Genomic DNA, 15939 nt, shown 5'->3' on the forward strand with positions numbered 1-15939 from the left:
TCGATATAGCTGTATACCTTCTAAAGTTACTAAGCATGGTTATAATTCCTACCTTCAATTTTTAGCGTGCTTCGTTAAAAATAACAATTTTATATTTTAATACTAAATATTTTACTTTTCAAGATTTTTAATAGAATAGCATACGTAACTAAAGTAAAGGTTCCGTAAACTATTATTGAAATAACTGGTGAAGTTAGTACGATATTTACTTTCATTATATATACAATAATAAAGGAAACCAAACTAGAAATAATAATTTTGAATATTTCTCTGCTAAATATTTTTAAGCTAAACAGAATCCCAAATAATTTATTGAACTTATTTGTAATAGTAAACAAGCTAATATATCCCGCTAAAACAGTACCTAAAATCACACCGTAAAGACCGAGGACACTAACCAAAACAAGACTAATTACTAGATTCAGTATACTAACTATAATACTATTGACAAATGGCGCTTTAGTATTCTTTTCAATATAAAAATATTTATATAATAGATCTCTAGTGCCGTTAACCGGTAATTGCAGCATATATATAAGAGCCCCAATAAAAACTATCTGAGTATCTTTATCTGTGAAATTTCCTCTTTGATATAATAGCTCTATTCCTTCTCTCCCCAGCAAGAAAAATACAGTAACAAAAAAGAACAGCAATGTATTGATTATAATTAGATAATCTGACAGCTTATTTTGGCTTTCTAATTTTGAGTCAGCTTTAACTAATTTAGGATAAAAATAAGTAGTCAGGTTGGTTAAAATCAACATATTGAACATTGCAACGATTGTATTAGAGTAATTTAGTATTGAGATACTTCCTGTATCTAACCTAGCTGCTATTAGTGTATCAATTAAGACAGTGAATTGATACAATCCTGTACTAAATAAAACTGGCCCCATCAAGAAAATCATATTTTTAAAGGTTTCATCATTTATATTAAAACTAATTTTATACTTGAAATCGGTATTCTTTAAATAAATTAGATTAAAAACCAGATTAATAGTAGCTATTAGAGCAATTAATATTGCATAAACATATATAGTGAAATCTGTTAATAAAAGAAGCACTGTCACAGAAATTACAGTGGCAATTAAATTAACAATTTTTTGCCTTACAAAAAACTCATTAAACTCTAGTAGACTAGTTGAAAGAGTATTAAACGAACTTAACAAACCAATTCCTATTGTTATAAACAATAAATTCGAACTAATTTCGATAAATTTTACAGAAGAATCTCCACCTAGTAAGAGCACTACTTCTCTTCTGAACATTATAATTATAGTAGCTAAAATAATCGCAATCAGAAAAACAATTGTGATAAAAATATTAATTGATTTTCTATCTTTACTGTCTTTCAAGTAAGGAATCACAACGGTTGATATTCCTGCTCCAATAAAACTAAAGACAAAATTTGATAGATTGGTAGTGAAATTAAAACTATCTATTTCTACTCCTACACCGAAATTGGCTGCTAATATGCTGTTTTTCACTAAGAGAAAAATTTGAATTACAATGGTTATTACAATCATCATACTTAATTGATTAGCTACTTTTAAATTACCTTTTTTCACTACAATTTCACCTTTCGATAGATATCTCAATAATCTTTAAGTCATCTTTTCCTACTATTATATAGTCATTTTCACAATCCAGAGACAATGTGTCTCCTTGTAAAAAGGCAGTTTCTCTCTTGTCTGATTCTACTCTCCCGGAACCAGAAACCAATATTAATTTGTATGCTATAACATTTTGTCTCTGATAACATAACTGATTACCTTTTTTTATAAAAATACTTTTAGTTATCGTATTACTACCATTGCTACTTTCAGTTATCTCAAGAACTTTAGAACTTCCCCAAACAGTTTCTTCATATTTTGGAAGCTTTGGTAAGTCAGCTATAAAGGATTTTAAATGAGCACTTTCTGTTTTATCAGAAACGAGTATTCCATCTGGGCTGGCTGCTACGACCATATTTTTCGCACCAATGACAGTTATTGGAATATCCAATTCATTGATGACATGTGTATTGCTAGAACTTTTAGATTTGATGACCTTTCCAAAGGTTTGATTATCCATTACTTCTGTCAACGTGTTCCAAGTACCAAGGTCTTTCCAAAAACCATCGTACTCAATCATCGTAATGTTATGTTCTTTTTCGCTAACTTCATAATCGAAACTGTTTTTGGGAAGCTTGTAATATTGTTCTTGTACTTCTTCATATGAATCAAAAGAAATATGGTTTTTCAATATATCTAATACATATTTAATCTTGAATACAAATACCCCGCCATTCCACATTGCACCGTCTTTAATCAGTTCTGCTGCAGTATCCTCACTAGGTTTTTCAACAAATCCATTAACCACGTAGTTTTCATTTAATATATATCCATATTTGGATGATGGATAGGTAGGTTTTATGCCCAGAAGTCCTAGGTTATATTCAGAATCTGCTAGTTTATGATTTAATTCATATACTTTTTCAAAAAAATTCTGACTTGTGTAAGGATCCACCGGCATGATAGAAATCGTCTCATCTAAATCTGCATTTTCAACGTAATGCAAGTAAGCAGTTGAGAGTGCAATAGCAGGAAAAGTATCTCTTCTTTCAGGTTCTATAACCACTGAAACTAAATCACTCAAGTTACTACGAATAGAATTTTCCTGATTTTTACTAGTAGCAATCAGTATTTCCGCATCTTGATCAGATTTAACAAGTTGTCTATACACCCTTTGAACCATTGATTCGGGTTTACCTTCTTCATCAACTAATAGTTTTAAAAATTGTTTTGACCTGACACTATTTGATAATGGCCAGAGTCGTTCTCCTGATCCACCAGACAATAAAACGGTTTTCATATACACACTACTTTCTGAGTTCATTTAAGTTCAATATCTAAGGTCCTATTCAGTTCTTTTCTAAGATTATCTAGTTTATGGATTGCGTTCTGCTTATTTAAGTCTTTAATAGAATAATAGAATTTTATTTTAGGTTCTGTACCAGAGGGTCTAAGAGCAAACCAAGTGCCATCTTCAAGTGTATATTTCAATACATTTTCTTTTGGTAATTGATTTACTCCTTGTGAATAATCTTCAACTTTACAAACATTCTTTACGATATCAGTTCTACTCTCTCGAGCCTTGTCCATAATTGAATCAATTTTATATTTACCTTCTTTGCCTTTATACGTTAAGGAGTCTAATTCGTCCAGATAGAAGCCATACTCTTCGTATAATTCTTCTAGTTTGTCAATTAACGTCATTCCTTCATTTTTGTAAAAAGAAGCAATTTCGCTAATTAGCCATGACGAAGATACACCATCTTTATCTCTAGAATCTGTATTATGTAAGTAACCATAACTTTCTTCATATCCGAAAAGAAAATCATTTAACTGACCGTTTTCTTGCATTTGATTAATCTGTTCCCCAATATATTTAAATCCTGTCAATGTATTAACAACTTTATGATTCCTACTAGTGGCTATTTGAGCTGCTAAATCGTTTGTAACAATCGTTTTAATGATAACTTTGTTAGGTGGACAGCTTTCTGTTAGATAGTCTACCATAATAGCTCCAATTTGGTTTCCGGTTAACAGTTCATAAACACCTCTGTGATATACCGCTATACCGATTCGATCACAATCCGGATCTGTAGCAATAACTAAATCTGCTTGTTTTAACTGTGCCTGCTCGATGGCCATTTTAAGTGCTGATGGATTTTCTGGATTTGGAGAACTTACTGTACTGAAGAATGGATCAGGAGAACTTTGCTCTTTAACTAAACTAGTATCGAAATCATTCAATACTTTACCAACAGGGATTGCTCCACTACCGTGAAGAGGTGAGTAAACAACCTTAAGATTATTTGTTAGAATGTTACCCTTAGGTATACTCTTCAAGAATTGATTCATTATTGTATCGTCGAGAACTTCGCACAAGGCCTCGTTACTACTTAAATCATTTATGAATTTCATACCTTCAATAGTGTCCAATGTATCCATTATCTCTTTCGCTTCAGAAGGAATCATTTGTCCTCCATCAGAATTATAAACTTTGTACCCATTATACTCCTTTGGGTTATGACTAGCAGTAATCACTATGCCTGCATCACAACTTAGTGAACGGATACCGTAAGAGAGTATAGAAATAGGTGTATAGTCCTCAAAAAGATAAACCCGTATACCTAGAGCAGTGAATACCTCCGTTGCAAACCTAGCAAATTCTTTTGAATTTTCACGAGTATCAAAAGCAATTATCACTTTAGGCAAATCCTTTTTTCTCAACAGATTTTTCCCGACTGCATAACTCGCTTTCATAATTGTATACTGATTGATTCTATTTGTTCCAATACCCATTAAACCTCTCAATCCACCAGTACCGAATTCAAGCTCTTTGTAGAAACTATCATCAATCTCTGCAGGAGACATTTTAGTGGTTAAGGTTTCTTTAGTGTTTTTATCTAGTGAGAGCCATTCTTTATAGCGTTTGCCGATTTTATCCATTTTTATCAATACCTTTAACTTTCTGTAGATTTAATAGATTCTTCTAAACTAAATTTACAATACTCCTCTTTATAATAACTTAGTGTATAATCGTAAACAAAATTCCCAAACACTTTTTTCATAGTACTGTTATTTTTGAAGATAGTAATGAGTTTATTGAACATCTTGGTTGTAAGAAGTTTTTTACCATGAACTTCAGCAATTAAGGTCACAAGCTCACTTGTGTTCGTATATTCCTGGTTCTGTGGGTGAAAGATTCCTGACTCGTTATTATCTATCATTAATTTCAAAAACTCGGTCAAATTCTCTATAAACAACATACTTCTCTTGTTTTCATATTTTGGAAACAGAGGTACTGTCTTGGCTAATTTTGAGAGTCGCAAGTAATTACCCTTAGAGTTTTTTCCATATATCATTGGCGGTCTGACGATACATATTTTAAAATCCTCCGATTCTAATTTTATAAGTTGCTCCTCGGCTTGCAACTTACTATTTCCATAAAATGAGTCAGGTTTAGGAATTGTTTCTTTACTGATTACTTCTGTAGCATCATTTCCAAATACGATAATACTACTAAGGAATATGAATTGCTTGACTCCTTCAAGCTTCGCTTTTTCCGCAATTTCTATCGTTAAATCTCTGTTAACTTTGTAGTAGGTTTGCTCCATATCTGGGTCTGTTGAAACGTGAGCTATTCCAGCAACATGAACTAAGGAATCATAAATTGTAAAATCGTCTTTTTCCCATGACCCATCTTTCAAACTGATTTTATTGATCTCGTACTGCGTACTCTCAGTTTTTAATTTAGATTCTAAGGAATTTCCAATGTAGCTGTTTATACCCGTAATCAATATTTTCTTCAATTTGAAAGTCTCCTAATATTATAGTCACATAATTAATTGAATTTAATCTTTTTTCCCTTCAACCACACCATCTGTTTTTAATACTGATATTATGGTCCAAAAAAAACATTTACAATCCATTTTGAACCCGAGTTTTTCAGTGTATTCTCCGTCTAATTTAGCTTTATACTCAATGTCTAGTTCATCTCTACCATTAATCTGCGCCCAACCTGTTAATCCTACAGGTACTCCATTAGCGTTATACTTGTCTCTTTCCTGAATCAAGTCGTATTGATTCCATAAAGCAGGTCGTGGACCGATTATACTCATGTCACCTTTGAGAATGTTTATGATTTGGGGTAACTCATCTAAGCTTGTTTTTCTTAATATCTTACCGATTTTTGTAATATATTTGTCTGGATCCGCTAGTAAATGGGTCGCTGTATCTTTTGGAGTGTCTACATACATCGTTCGAAACTTTAATATATTGAAATACTTTTTTTGGTATCCAACTCTTTTTTGCTTGAAAAGAACTGGACCTTTTGAGTTTAGTTTTATTGCAATGACAATTAGCGAAATAAATGGGGCTAAGATTACGAGCCCAACAATAGATAAAACTATGTCTATTAACCTTTTGAATTTCAAGTAATTCATTTGATATGTCTCCTTTAAAGTACTCATAAAATCGCAATATCTATTGTCTATCTATTAAAGTATAATATTGGTTCGTCTTTAGCCTTATCTAAGGACCTATAATTTTTATCATTAGCATATCTCAAAAGTTTTTCTTTCAAGTCATCACTTTCGCTGAAAATAATATTATTAACGAAATTTACAACGTCATCATAAGGTTTATTCGTAACGTTGCCTACAAAAATTTTGTCATAAACTTGACTACCAGTATGTTCGTCCGAAGTCATAAGCTCTTCGAATAATTTCTCTCCTGGACGTATCCCTACCTCTTTGATTTGAATGTCTTTTTCAGTATATCCTGATAGTTTAATCATTTTTTTAGCTAGATCTACTATTTTGACTGGCTGATTCATATCTAGCACAAAAATTTCGCCTCCTTTAGCCAATGAACCTGCCTGCAAAACTAACTTACTAGCTTCTGGAATTGTCATAAAGTAACGTGTCATTCTAAAATCTGTAATTGTGATGGGCCCTCCCATAGAAATTTGCTCTTTAAAGAGGGGGATTACACTTCCTCTACTTCCTAAAACATTTCCAAATCGGACAGCAACAAATTTAGTATTATTCTTTTCGTTTAAGCCAGTAACAATCATTTCCGCAATTCTCTTCGTTGCACCCATAACATTTGGAGGATTAACTGCTTTGTCAGTAGAGATCATTACGAAACTTGATACACCTACCATCTTAGCAGCCTCAGCCATGTTTTTAGTTCCAAATATATTGTTTTTAACGGCTTCTACTGGATTTGATTCCATAAGTGGAACATGTTTGTGCGCAGCTGCATGATAAATTTGGTCTGGTTTATATTTCTGCATGACCTCTATTATTCTATTTCTATCTTGTATATCTGCGATAACAGATATAATTTCACTTCCGGCATCGTATTTTGATAATTCTTTATTTATTAAATAGATAGAATTTTCGCCATGACCTAACAATATGATACGTTTAGGAGTAAATCGTATAATTTGTCGACAAATTTCTGATCCGATAGATCCTCCTGCCCCACTAATTAGAATAGTTTGGGAAGATAATTTTTCAGAAAGTAGTTCAATATCTAATTTAACTTCTTCTCTGCCAAGAAGGTCTACTACATCTATTTCTTTAAACTTATTGACTTCATAACTTCCAGTAACAATTTCTTCAACTGATGGCATTTGGTTAATTTTAACTTTTAAATCAGTTAATAGATCGATAATTTCTTCTATCTTTTTAGAATTTAATGAAGGGATTGCCAATGTTACTTGATCTATATCATACTCATATATAATTTCTTTTAATTGGGACGTATCTCCCAAAATAGGCACTCCATACAATAAGGTATTGTATTTATTTTTATCATCATCTATCAATCCTATAATCTCAATCGCAGGATTTTTATGAATATGCTTTATGAAAAGTGAACCACCTTCTCCTGCTCCAATAATTAACGTTCTAAAGCGTTCCATTTCAATTGGGTCTCTTCTTAATTGTAATTTCTTTCTATGTTCAATGTATATTCTCCAAAACACTCTACTTCCGATTATAAGAGTCGCCGCTACAATATACGACATAAACAGAAATCGATAGCTGAATCCTTGATATATGATCAATGATACTACCGAAGATATTAAGTAAGATATTGTAATTACTTTGGCGTGATTTATAATCTCATTGATACTTGTAAATCTATTGATTTTATCAAAAGTACGTGTTTTCAAAGCAATAATAATATAAGTTACTAGCATTAAGAGAGTTACTATAGCGTAACTTTGTTGTGATAGACTTAGAAAAGGTATTAAAAATATATACGCAAACATACTTGAGAACAGCATAAATAAAGCATCGACTGCACCTAGTACTAGTCTTTTTAATGATCGTGTCATCATGTTACCCTCTCTCGTATTGTCTAAATTATTTAAAATAAAAATTCGTGAGCTTCTATACCCGATAAAATAAAATAGAGTAGCATACTATTACTACTCTATTTTATTTAATTATTAAACCTTGATCTCTAGGAAATCAATTTCCGTAGTAATAATAATAGTTTTCTTCTGTTTTTTCAACTTTATTCATCACTGCACCTAATAGTTTAGCCTGAACATTATCCAGTAATTCTTTTGATTTGATAACATGATCTTTTTTAACTTCACCTTTTGGAATAACAAACAAAACTCCGTCTACTTTTGAAGCCATAATTTGTGCATCGGTTACAGCTAGTACTGGTGGCATATCAAAAATAATCATGTCAAATTGTTGTTGCATAATTTCAATAATTTCATTTATACGTTTCGAAGCAAGTAATTCTGCAGGATTTGGAGGAATAGCACCACTTGTCAGTAGATACAGTCCCTCTACTTGAGTTCGAGCTATACTATCTTCTAAAGTCAAACTTCTATCTGTCAATAAAGTTGTCATTCCTATATTATTCCTAGTATTAAATGTTTTATGGACTGTTGGTTTTCTTAAATCTGCATCAACTAGCAATACTCTTTTATCTTCTGAGGCAAATATTGCAGCCAAATTTGCTGAGACAGTGGATTTTCCAGAAGAAGGTCCTGCCGATGTTACTACAATCGTTTTCAATTCTTCATCAATCATTGAGTATTGAATGTTTGTTCGAATTGTTCTAAATTGCTCTGATATTACGGAAGAAGGTCTATTCATAACTATCAATCCAGGTCTATCATTTGTATTTTTATTTTTATCTCTCTTAAAAAACATTATTATGCTCCTTTATACTCTCGATCGAGAAGTTCTATTTTCAGTTTTGGTTTTTCTGGATATATTGTCACTGTCAGAATTCAATTCATCAGTCGACATTCTAGAAATTGCTCCTAAATTATTCCAACCCAGTTCGTCTACTATAAATTTATCTTCTTTAACAGTTGTATCTAATATCTCTAAGGTAAATGCTACTGCTACTCCTAACATACCACCTACAAAAATTCCAATAACCATATTCAAAGTATTGTTTGGAGAAACAGGATTTGTATCAGCTACAGCTTCAGAAATAATAGTCACATTGTCGACATTCATAATTGAATTCAAATTATCTCTGAAAACATTTGAAGTTGTATTTGCAATTTCTGCTGCTTCATAAGGGTTATCGTCTGTTACTTGTAACGAAAACACTTGAGAGTTTTCCGAAGTTGTGACACTTATTTTGTTTCTAAGTTGCCCTGTAGATTGTTCCATACCAATTTCTTCAATAACAGGTTCTAATATGATAGGATTTCTAATTATATCTGAGTAAGTATTAATTAGCTGGACGTTGGTATCTATGTCTGATCTTTGAATAACTTCTGTCTCTTGAGATCTATTAACCAGTAATTGTGAAGTGGCACTGTATTGAGGTGTAGCTACAAAGAACGTATACCCTGCTGCCAAAACGAGACCAATTATAGTCATATTCATTATTAAAACGAACCTTTTCTTAAAAATATTAAAAAGTTCAAAAACTGTAATTTCTTTTTCCATTATATCCTCCTGTAAAACCTAATTAATACTTAACTTTGGTTTTTAATATATAAATTTTTAGTTTAAATATAGTTTATCATAAAAACAATTCAAAAAACGTTTTTTCTAATATTTATGTTATATCTGACAATAATAAACGACTATTCATGCAATTAGTGTTAATGACAAATAAAGCCCCTCAAAATTAGGAGACTTCATTTATCTTAATCTAAATTATACAAATCTCTAGTGTATACTTTCTCTTTGACGTCTATTAAATCGTTGGTTAAACGATTAGCAACAATAACGTTTACTTCATCTTTAAAACTTTTTAGATTATTATTTACTATAGAATTATAAAATAGCTTATCTTCTAGAACAGGTTCATAAACAATTACTTCAACGCCTTTAGCTTTCAAACGTTTCATAATTCCCTGTATTGAACTTTGTCTATAATTATCTGAACCAGCTTTCATAACCAGTCTATAAATCCCAACTTTTTTAGGGTTTTTGGCTAGAATCTGTTCTGCAATGAAATCTTTTCTTGTTCTATTAGCATCAATTATTGCACCAATAATTTTATTAGGCACTTTATCATAGTTCGCTAATAACTGCTTTGTATCTTTAGGCAAGCAATAGCCTCCATACCCGAATGATGGATTGTTATAGTGATCTCCAATACGTGGATCTAAACCTACTCCATCAATGATGGATTTAGTATCTAAACCATGTACTTCAGCGTAAGTGTCTAATTCATTGAAGTAAGCCACTCGTAGGGCTAAATACGTATTTGCAAAAAGTTTTACTGCTTCTGCCTCTGTAGAATCCATTAATAAAACTGGAATATCTTTTTTGATTGCACCTTCTACTAAAAGATTTGCAAATTTCTGCGCACGAGCCGATTTTTCTCCAACAATAATTCTACTTGGATAGAGATTGTCATACAGAGCATTGCCCTCTCGAAGAAATTCAGGAGAAAAAATAATTCTGTTAGTATTATATTTTTTTCTAACTAATTCTGTATATCCAACCGGAATAGTAGATTTCACGATAATCGTAGCATCTGGAGCAAATTTCAATACATCTTCGATCACTACTTCCACTAAAGAGGTATCAAAGTAGTTATTTTTGTCGTCATAATTTGTAGGCGCAGCGATGATAACATATTCAGGATTGTGAGCATAGGCAATATTTTTATCTGAAGTAGCTTCAAGATCTAATTTTTCATTTACTAGAAATTCTTCAATTTCTTTGTCAACTATTGGTGACTCCTTGTTGTTAATCATCTTTACTTTTTCTTCTATAACTTCTAAAGCTTTCACTTGGTTGTTTTGCGCTAGAAGAATAGCATTAGACAAACCTACATATCCCATTCCAACTACTGTAATCTTCATCAAGCATTTCCTTTCAAGTAGTATCTTTAGTAGATTTCGAGTTCCTGTTTAAAGATAGTACTAACTCTTTGTATTTCTTCATCTGGTATAAATTCATAATAAACTCCATCTTGAAGTCGACCAGTACCTGACAACTGTTCTTGATCAATCGTAGTGATTGCAGAGTTATACTTAGTAAATGCATCTATCATATCGTCAAATGTTAAATTGGTCTGCATATTAGCACTTAAAGTATTCAGAACAGCTCTATAATTCAAAACGGAATCAACTGAAGCCATCTTTCTGATAGTTGTTTGAACTACTTCTCGCTGTCTTTCTTGTCTACCATAATCGCCATTAGGATCTTCTTTACGCATTCTTGAATATTCTAGAGCCATTTTCCCATTCATGTTCATTTGTTGACCATTTTTAAAATTATATCCACCTTGTTCAAAAGTCAAATGAGGTGTTAGCGTGATTCCACCTACTGCGTCAACGATTTGTTGTAACCCCTCCATATTAACTGACACATAGTAATCTATCGGAATATCAAATAGATTTTGTACAGTATTTACAGACATCGAAGTACCTCCAAACGCATACGCATGATTTATTTTATCCATCGTATTGCGCCCTACAATTTCAGTGTACGTATCTCTAGGAATACTAACTAAAGTTGTTTTTTTTGAATTGGGATTAACAGTCATAACCATCATCGTATCTGAACGACCTTGTTCAACCCTACCGTCATCTCCTGTGTCAATACCCATTAACAAAATCGAAAAAGCATCCGTCCCGTCGTCTACTACTACAGGCCTTTCCCTTTTTTGTTCGTGATCTGAAGGAATGTACATATCTTCAGTAGATGACTGAATATCGCTATATACTCTCCAACCTACAAATAAACCTAGAATAGTTAGCACCCCAAGAACTAATAGAACTATCACCATAATTCTTTTAAATAAAGACTTTTTCTTCTTCCCTTTTCGTTTTCTTCTAACTTTACCTTGCTCTTCCATATTTATCCCTCTTTCTTTGTACTACGTATGTAAAACAGTCTAACCTATTGTAACAGTTTAATGCTTTCAAACAATAGGTTAGATGTGAATAATTTATAAAAATTGTGTTTTTTACAAACCAATTTTAAATTATAACTCGAATATATTTTCAAATATATATTACGGAGTACTTATATAAATTTAATACTTTGTACAAATTCAAATTATTTGATTTAAATTGAAAACGCATTGCCATTCATACTTTATTGTAATTTTTTTGAATTTACACCGATTTTACTTTATAATAATTAAAGTCTTGCAAAATTTACACAAATTTTACAATTCCAATATATATTAGAATAGAGCGTGTTAATTGAAATGGAACATGAAAGACCGACGATATTTACAAAGCTTACCGAAAAAAGGTTATAATAATCACTTGCAGTATTTTTTTGGTTACTATACTAGGAATATTAGCAATAGATGTTTTTAACTTATTTGGTTCTAGAACTTATTTGGTTGAAAACAACTGGGAAAGACCTTTTTTCTGGCATCACTGGTATTTAAATGGTGGACCTTTTGAGTTTGCGCAATACAGTTTTCTGGGATTCACCGCACTGTATAGTGCACGAAATGCTATGCTTGGAGATCGTATAAATAAACGTTTCTGGGGCGTTTTTAGTATTGCCGTGTTATATTTACTGATTGAAGATGCTGGAGATCCAAGACACTTTATTCGCCACTACGTACAGCTTTTTGTTGGAGAGACTTATGGCGGGCAAGGTGTATGGGGAACCGTTACTGAACTGATCTATTTTGGAATACTAGGTTCTATTCCAGTATATGCCTATTTAAGATATGGTCATAAAGCACTTAAGAACTATTTTAGATCGAAAGTATTTTTATTGAGTGGTTTCTTTTTCTATGCTTTGGCAGCTGGTTCTTCCTTTATTGGTAGTGCTTTTGAAGCTGTATTCGAAAATAACTTGTATATGGTCGTAGGTAGAGAGATTGTTGCGATTATCGTTAATTTCGGTGGGCCTGAGGTAGAAGCTATGTACACTGGACCTCGCTACCACTCTATCAGTTATACGATTATGGATTCTCCTTACGAAGAATCGCTGGAATTAATCGGTGGAACACTATTACTACTAGCTGCCGTTTCCTTTATGAGAACGTACTATGCCGAGCGAAATAATAATAAACCCTTATATTAATTAAATTGTGACAAGATTATTCAAAACAAGCTCTACACAAAGGTGTTTTGACTTTTATACAATTACCAAATCCTTATAAATTGGTAATTGCTATTGTCACGTTAAAGACTCTACTCTTTTAAGCAGTAGGGTCTTTTCTTCATACGAATAAAAGAGAGCATACTCCAAGTGATATGCTCTCTTAATATAAACAAACTAATAAAAAATCTGCTCTAATATAAAATGGATTTTATTTAGTAAGAGAATTGACCTTGAAGATCTAATATCTAGAAGTAATTTAACTGTATCTCACTTTTCTAAAAATTTTAACGAACTTCCTCGTTAGCTTGTTTGAACCTTCAAGAAACAACATATGGTCTTTTAGCGTAAGAGTATCCACTTTTTTTAAGTCACTATAGTATACATTTCTCTCTTTTTTTTGCTCAAATTCAGAAGATATTTTTAATTTTTTTCTTAGATATTTGAGATGAATTTTTTTTTTGTAATTTTTTTTATCTTCATCTGGTATCTCATTTATTGAATCGATAACTTCATTTAAAATAATTTCATGATTTTCGGCTTTTTTTATTTCGGATGAAAAGCTTCTTTCCCCTCTAGAATGACTCCCCTCTCTAACATAGACAAAAAATAATGGTTCATCCAAGTACTTGATTTTATTTTGATAAGCTACTGGCAATATCAACTGCCAATTTTGACCGGCACGAGATTCAAAAATTTTTCCATCTTTCAATTTACACATCAAAACATCTCTTCTAACAAGATAAGCTCCCCCGTGAAAAATTGCGTTCTTTTCAAAAATCATATCATCAAATAGATTTCTATTTGTACCTTCTGGTCTAATAAGCTCTTCTAATAAATTCTTATCACTATTCACTAAGTGTGTCTTGTTTAGTACAAAATCGTAGTTTTCATTTTCTTCTAGTATTGCCACTCTTTTTTCAATGCTATCTTCTGAGAAGTAGTCATCGGAATCTGGCCATGTCAGGTATTTTCCACGTGCAAGACTTAACCCTTTGTTGATTGCTGCTGCCTGTCCAGCATTTTCTTGATAAACATAATCTAATAGAATACCTTTTGACTTAAATTTTTCCGAATTAGATAATATAACTTCTTTTGTACGATCAGTTGATCCGTCATCTACAATGACTAACTGAATGTTATCATACGTCTGACTCAATACTGATTCTAGGAATTTTTGTATGAACTTTTCTCCATTGAAGCAAGGTGTCATGATACTAACTAGCGGATTTGAAGGTCTCATCTTCACTTATTTACTCCTTCTTTTTCAAGATAATATTTTTTAAATACTGAAATTCTGTTCGTTTTCTCAAAAGAATAAAGAAAATCGCATTAACCACTACTGTAAGTACTACGACCATACCAATGAAATTAATCCAGTTAACTGTAGACAATAATTGATTTTTTATCATTTCCAGTAGAAACAATGTTAATGCCATGATAGACAGGTAGACAGCAGAATCTACATAATATTCTTTTACACTTTGTTTAAAGATGTTTTTATATACGATATATGGTTTTATACCCGTTGCAATTAGGCCTTGGATAACTGTACCAATAAAGATTCCTGCTAAACCGATATACTGCACTAAGATAATTGAGATCACCAAGTTGACTACCGCTTGTAAGATTGCGACGTATTTGTCGGCAGCAAAAACTCCTGCTGCGATTTTGAAATTATTGACAACAATACGGTGTCCTCTTGCATAAAAATCAATGATAATTAAGTAAATAACTAATTGATTGATGACCATTTCACTACCAATCCATAGTTCTACAAATGGCGAAAGTAAAATGATAAAGGCAATGGAGGAGAATCCAAATACCCAAAAAGCGACAAACCTATATACCTTAAATAGTCTAAGCTGTTTCTCAATACTTTCTGTGGCGATTAAATTACCGAAACTCGAAATCAGTGAGTTAAAGATAATATTAATTAACTGAGTTACTGAAGAAATTAAGAGATTATAGTTTGAAACTAGTCCAACGACAGTAATGTTAATAAACGAAGAAATCACGATATTGTCGGATTGATAAACACTTATTTCTCCTATCTTGTGAAAGACAAGCGCTTTGATATTAGTTTTAATAGGTTCGACTTCTTCAGAGTCTAACTTTCTTACATTTTTCTCAAGTAGCATCGGATACTTTTTATTTAAGTAATAATTGGCATAAACTTTTTCTAAAAGTTCTATAAAAGCTCCGACCAATAGATAAATTAAAAAGTTTTGCAAGAAAAGAAGTACTAGAATTTGAGCTAGTACTACCATAACTGTAGATACTGTGCGTATATTCGTTTGAATATAGTTCTTTTGCTCAGCGTTAGCTAAACTATATTTATAAGAAACAAAGTAGCTACTAACCGTATTGAACAAGAAAATCAAATAATAAACAATTAATTCAGTATCTGATATGCTACCAGGATCTTTTATAACGAACTGTAAGAAAGGTATAATACCCAATCCCAATACTGCTACAATGATTGCAATCCACCGATAAGCTGTTTTGTATAGACTCATCAGAGATTTGATTTTCTCTTTGTCATGTTCTGCTATTGGTTTATATAAACTATAATTCATAGCTGTGCCGATACCTAGTTCAGCGAATGATAATACCGATAGTATATTTGTATACAAGCCATTTACACCTAGATAGGTTGCTCCTAGTGCGTAGATGAAAACCGTTCTAGATACAAATTTTAATAATAGATTTAACACTGTACCAATATATCCATACTTTATATTCTTTTTTGCAAATTCTATTCTACTCATTTTACACCTTTTCGTTTTACACTTATTTTGTCGACTACGTAATTTCACATTTACTTCGTAGAACGATATTATGTTCTAAATTAAAGTGATCTA

The 15939-nt window shown here is 31.9% G+C and carries 13 protein-coding genes; 1 reads left to right on the top strand and 12 read right to left on the bottom strand.

Features of this window, described 5'->3' with window-relative positions; genetic code table 11:
* Window positions 1-89: 89 nt before the first annotated feature.
* The 10 genes from murJ to VXN63_RS03850 all read right to left on the bottom strand — a co-directional run bounded on the left by murJ (window position 90) and on the right by VXN63_RS03850 (window position 11861).
* A complete protein-coding gene (murJ, locus tag VXN63_RS03805; RefSeq protein WP_327756648.1) occupies window positions 90-1568 on the bottom strand; it encodes a murein biosynthesis integral membrane protein MurJ in 1479 nt (492 codons plus the stop codon).
* Between the two features lie 7 nt (window positions 1569-1575).
* The gene (locus tag VXN63_RS03810) at window positions 1576-2853 is read right to left on the bottom strand and encodes a sugar phosphate nucleotidyltransferase (protein ID WP_327756649.1); all 1278 of its coding nucleotides are present in this window, start codon (window positions 2851-2853) and stop codon (window positions 1576-1578) included.
* Window positions 2854-2873: 20 nt separating this feature from the next.
* Window positions 2874-4496: a phospho-sugar mutase gene (locus VXN63_RS03815; RefSeq protein WP_327756650.1), complete on the bottom strand. Its 1623-nt coding sequence runs from the start codon at window positions 4494-4496 to the stop codon at window positions 2874-2876.
* A gap of 14 nt (window positions 4497-4510) precedes the next feature.
* Window positions 4511-5359: an NAD-dependent epimerase/dehydratase family protein gene (locus VXN63_RS03820; RefSeq protein ID WP_327756651.1), complete on the bottom strand. Its 849-nt coding sequence runs from the start codon at window positions 5357-5359 to the stop codon at window positions 4511-4513.
* 42 nt (window positions 5360-5401) lie between these two features.
* Window positions 5402-5992 (bottom strand): sugar transferase, encoded by a 591-nt coding sequence (locus VXN63_RS03825; RefSeq protein WP_327756652.1) that lies wholly within the window; start codon window positions 5990-5992, stop codon window positions 5402-5404.
* Between the two features lie 47 nt (window positions 5993-6039).
* Window positions 6040-7899 (bottom strand): polysaccharide biosynthesis protein, encoded by a 1860-nt coding sequence (locus tag VXN63_RS03830; RefSeq protein ID WP_327756653.1) that lies wholly within the window; start codon window positions 7897-7899, stop codon window positions 6040-6042.
* Window positions 7900-8032: 133 nt separating this feature from the next.
* Complete coding sequence (locus VXN63_RS03835; protein WP_327756654.1) at window positions 8033-8734, bottom strand: CpsD/CapB family tyrosine-protein kinase; 702 nt, start codon at window positions 8732-8734, stop codon at window positions 8033-8035.
* 12 nt (window positions 8735-8746) lie between these two features.
* A complete protein-coding gene (locus tag VXN63_RS03840; RefSeq protein ID WP_327756655.1) occupies window positions 8747-9490 on the bottom strand; it encodes a YveK family protein in 744 nt (247 codons plus the stop codon).
* Window positions 9491-9693: 203 nt separating this feature from the next.
* Window positions 9694-10863 (bottom strand): nucleotide sugar dehydrogenase, encoded by a 1170-nt coding sequence (locus VXN63_RS03845; protein WP_327756656.1) that lies wholly within the window; start codon window positions 10861-10863, stop codon window positions 9694-9696.
* A 26-nt stretch (window positions 10864-10889) separates the two neighbouring features.
* Window positions 10890-11861, bottom strand: a complete 972-nt coding sequence (locus VXN63_RS03850) for an LCP family glycopolymer transferase (protein ID WP_442915295.1) — start codon at window positions 11859-11861, stop codon at window positions 10890-10892.
* A 431-nt stretch (window positions 11862-12292) separates the two neighbouring features.
* On the opposite strand from VXN63_RS03850, the gene VXN63_RS03855 reads away from it, so the two are divergent.
* A complete protein-coding gene (locus VXN63_RS03855; protein ID WP_327756657.1) occupies window positions 12293-13057 on the top strand; it encodes a hypothetical protein in 765 nt (254 codons plus the stop codon).
* A 277-nt stretch (window positions 13058-13334) separates the two neighbouring features.
* Here the strand turns inward: VXN63_RS03855 and VXN63_RS03860 are convergent, their stop codons facing one another.
* Complete coding sequence (locus VXN63_RS03860) at window positions 13335-14318, bottom strand: glycosyltransferase family 2 protein (protein WP_327756874.1); 984 nt, start codon at window positions 14316-14318, stop codon at window positions 13335-13337.
* Window positions 14319-14328: 10 nt separating this feature from the next.
* Complete coding sequence (locus tag VXN63_RS03865) at window positions 14329-15846, bottom strand: lipopolysaccharide biosynthesis protein (RefSeq protein WP_327756658.1); 1518 nt, start codon at window positions 15844-15846, stop codon at window positions 14329-14331.
* Between the last annotated feature and the right edge of the window lie 93 nt (window positions 15847-15939).

The sequence above is a fragment of the Marinilactibacillus sp. XAAS-LB27 genome (assembly GCF_036039175.1).
Lineage (GTDB): Bacteria > Bacillota > Bacilli > Lactobacillales > Carnobacteriaceae_A > Marinilactibacillus.